Source organism: Pseudomonas sp. SDO5591_S426 (assembly GCF_054070755.1).
Genome location: NZ_JBSVXD010000313.1, coordinates 1 through 3,910, shown reverse-complemented (window position 1 = coordinate 3,910; position 3,910 = coordinate 1). Strand labels below are relative to the sequence as shown.

The following is a 3,910-nucleotide window of genomic DNA, read 5'->3' as shown; positions in this document are numbered from 1 at the left end:
GATGTCGGCTGACACACCATCGCGAGCAAGCTCGCTCCCACAGGGGTCATTCAGGGTCTGCGAGATCAGTTGTGCGGCGAACAGCTCAAGGCGTTCGCGGGTATCGCCTGCGGTACGCCAGGGATCAACACTAATCGACAACAAGGCGTCTGGACGCGGCCCAGTCCACGGCTCGGCCAACGCACAATCCAGCGGATCGAACCCCAATGCAAACGCCTTGGCCAACGCGCGCAGCAAACTCGATTGCGCCCCGCGTCCATCGCCGCGCGGAATACGCAGCAGCGCAAGCAAGGTATCGATGCGCAAGCGACCGACCGGCGACTCACCAAACACATGCAAGCCGTCGCGAATCTGCGACTCTTTCAAATCGCACAGATAAGTGTCCAGGCGCGGTAACCAGATCGCCGCATCGGCGTCGCTGTCGAGTTTTTCGTCCAGTTGCAGTTCGCGATCGATGTGCGTGTCGCGCACCAGTTGCAGAATGTCGCGCTGCAACTCCCGGGCGCGGCGCGGATCGAGCAATTGCGCTTCGTAATACTCGTCGGCCAGCAGCTCAAGATTGCGCAGCGGGCCGTAGGTTTCGGCGCGGGTCAGCGGCGGCATCAGGTGATCGATGATCACTGCCTGGGTGCGGCGCTTGGCCTGGGCGCCCTCGCCCGGATCGTTGACGATGAATGGATAGATGTTCGGCAACGGCCCGAGCAACGCGTCCGGCCAGCAATTCTCCGACAGCCCAACACCTTTGCCCGGCAGCCATTCAAGGTTGCCGTGCTTGCCAACATGGATCACGCCCTGGGCGCCGTAGGTGTTGCGCAGCCAGAAATAAAACGCCAGATAGCCGTGGGGCGGCACCAGGTCCGGGTCGTGATACACCGCGCTCGGGTCCACTTGATAACCGCGCGCCGGTTGAATGCCGACGAAGGTCAGGCCAAACCTCAAGCCGGCGATCATCATCCGCCCGCTGCGGCACATCGGGTCGCTTTCAGGCGCGCCCCAACGCTCCAGCACCGCGGCGCGATTGGCTTCGGGCAAGGCATTGAACATCGTCAGGTATTCATCCATTGCCAGACTCTGCTGGCACGGACGCTGGTCGAGAGTATCCAGATCGTTGCTGACACCGCCGAGCAGTTGCTGGATCAACGCGGTGCCGCTGTCCGGCAAGTCCGCCGGTAACGGGTAACCTTCGGCCTGCAATGCTCGCAGGATATTCAACGCCGCCGCCGGCGTGTCGAGCCCGACACCATTGCCGATACGACCGTCGCGGGTCGGATAGTTGGCGAGAATCAGCGCCACACGCTTTTCCGCGTTGGGCAGACGCGCCAGATCGATCCAGCGCCGCGCCAGTTCGGCGACAAAATCCATGCGCTCCGGTTGTGGCCGATAACAGACCACATCGGACTGACTGCGCTCGCTGCGCCAGGCCAGATCCTTGAAGCTGATCGGTCGGCTGATGATCCGCCCGTCCAGTTCCGGCAGCGCAATGTGCATCGCCAGATCACGCGGGCCGAGGCCTTGTTCGCTGGCGCGCCAACCCGGTTCGTTATCCTGGGCGCAAATCGCCTGAATCACCGGAATATTGCGGCGAAACGGTCGCAAATGCGGAGCTTCGGGACTGGATTGGGCAAAACCGGTGGTATTCAGAATCACCCCGGCCTCGACTTCATCCAGCCAATCCTCGACCACCGACAGGCAGCCGGGCTCTTTCAAACTGGCCACCGCGATCGGCAGCGGGTTCAACCCCGCCGCTTGCAAGCGCTGGCAGAAAACATCGATGAATCCGGTATTCGCCGCCTGCAAGTGCGAGCGGTAAAACAGCACCGCCGCTACCGGTTGATCGACCTGCCAGTCGGCTTGCCAATCCTGCAGTGTTGCGGGGCTTTTATGGGGATGGTAAATCGCCGTGCGTGGCAGGGTTTGCGGCTCGGTCCAAACGTAATCCCGCGCCAGCCAACGGTTGGCCAGACAGCGGAAGAAATCCAGAGCGTTGCCCATGCCGCCTTGACGCAGATACTGCCAGAGCCGGTCGCGATCATCGAAGCCGACGGTGCTCAAGTCACTGAGCTCAGGGTCGGGACGGTCATCGCCCGGCACCAGAATCAGTTGCACACCCCGCTGCGACAACTCCACCAACCGCTCGACGCCATAGCGCCAATAGGCAATGCCGCCGTGCAGCGAGATCAGAATGACCTTGGCGTGACGCAAGACCTCATCGACATAGAGATCGACCGAGGCATGATTCTGCACCTGCATCGGATTGGCCAGACGCACGCTCGGGTAATCGTCGGGCAACTGCTGCGCCGCTTCGGCGAGCAGCGCCAGGCTGGAATCGCCGCTGCACAGGATCACCAGCTCGGCGGGAGTTTGGCCAAGGTCGGCGATGTTGTCATCCGACACGAAACCGCCGGGCTGGGTCCTGAGCAGGTGCATTGTTTACACGCTGAGCGCGGCGCGCAATTGCGCTTCGAGCAGTGCGGCGTCCAGTGCCTGGCCGATCAACACCAGACGGGTGACGCGCGACTCTTCAGCGTTCCACTGACGGTCGAAGTGTTTGTCGAAACGCGTGCCCACGCCCTGGATCAGCAGGCGCATCGGTTTGTTCGGGATGGCGGCGAAACCTTTCACGCGCAGGATGCCGTGTTGCACTACCAATTGGGTCAGCGCATCCATCAGCAGGCTTTCGTCGGCTTGCGGCAGTTCGATGGAGATCGAATCGAAGGCGTCGTGATCGTGGTCATCGTGATCGTCATCACCGTCGTGGTGGTGATCGTGGTGACTGTGACGGCTGTCGATGTGCTCTTCGGAACCGGCACCGAGGCCGATCAGTACGTCCAGCGGCACGCGACCGCTGCTGGCTTCGATGACTTTCACCGCTGGCGGCAATTCTTCAGCGACTTCCAGGCGCACGCGGGCCAGGTCTTCCGGGCTGATCAGGTCGGCCTTGTTGAGGATCACCAGATCGGCGCTGGCCAGTTGGTCGGCGAACAGTTCGTGCAGCGGCGATTCGTGGTCCAGGTTCGGATCAAGTTTGCGCTGGGCATCGACCTGATCCGGGAACGCGGCGAAAGTGCCGGCGGCCACGGCCGGGCTGTCGACCACGGTGATGACTGCGTCGACGGTGCAGGCACTGCGGATTTCCGGCCACTGGAAGGCTTGCACCAGCGGTTTCGGCAGAGCCAAACCGGATGTTTCGATCAAGATGTGGTCGAGATCGCCACGACGGGCGACCAGTTCGCGCATTACCGGGAAGAATTCTTCCTGGACGGTGCAGCACAGGCAGCCGTTGGCCAGTTCATAGACGCGGCCAATGGCCTCTTCTTCGGTGCAACCGATGGAGCACTGCTTGAGGATTTCACCGTCGATGCCCAGCTCGCCGAACTCGTTGACGATCACCGCGATGCGGCGGCCCTGAGCGTTGTCGAGCATGTGCCGCAGCAAGGTGGTTTTGCCCGAGCCGAGGAAGCCGGTAACGATGGTGACGGGGAGTTTGGCCAGTGTTTTCATCGGATGCCCTTTGGCAAGGTGGCGGGCATACGGGACGAGTACCGGCAACGCACATGCGCGCCGGAAGCGTTCGCCACCGGATCACCCCGCCCGGTTGTAGTGAGAATCTGTATCGAGGCAGGTCTCCTGGCTGACGGTGTGCCAGTCGCTTGACTGGCGTTTGCTGCGCCTTCCCGCGGGCTCAAGGGTTGAGCGTGCAGTGGCGTGGCAGCGAACATCACCGTTCACAGTTGCGGGGGCAGCCGCGGCATTGACCGCGTTCCCTTCTTAGCTTCGACAAACGCCGAAGAACCTCGAGAGCGCAAGGCTACGCATCGCTCGGTGACCGGTCAATCACTGAACGGAACACAATCCCCTGTAATTGGATGGACTCGCCCAAGCCGAGGCGTCAATGCGCCACGGTGGCAGT

General features: G+C 62.1%; 2 protein-coding genes and 1 riboswitch. Both genes read right to left on the bottom strand.

Translation table 11 applies throughout. The features are described from left to right. On the bottom strand, positions 1–2,427 hold a 2,427-nt coding region (cobN, locus tag ACW9JC_RS29135), incomplete at its 3' end, for a cobaltochelatase subunit CobN (protein WP_457459365.1). Between the two features lie 3 nt (positions 2,428–2,430). Further along, the gene (cobW, locus tag ACW9JC_RS29130) at positions 2,431–3,501 is read right to left on the bottom strand and encodes a cobalamin biosynthesis protein CobW (protein ID WP_457459363.1); all 1,071 of its coding nucleotides are present in this window, start codon (positions 3,499–3,501) and stop codon (positions 2,431–2,433) included. 99 nt (positions 3,502–3,600) lie between these two features. Continuing rightward, positions 3,601–3,812, bottom strand: a riboswitch (cobalamin riboswitch). Positions 3,813–3,910: the final 98 nt, after the last annotated feature.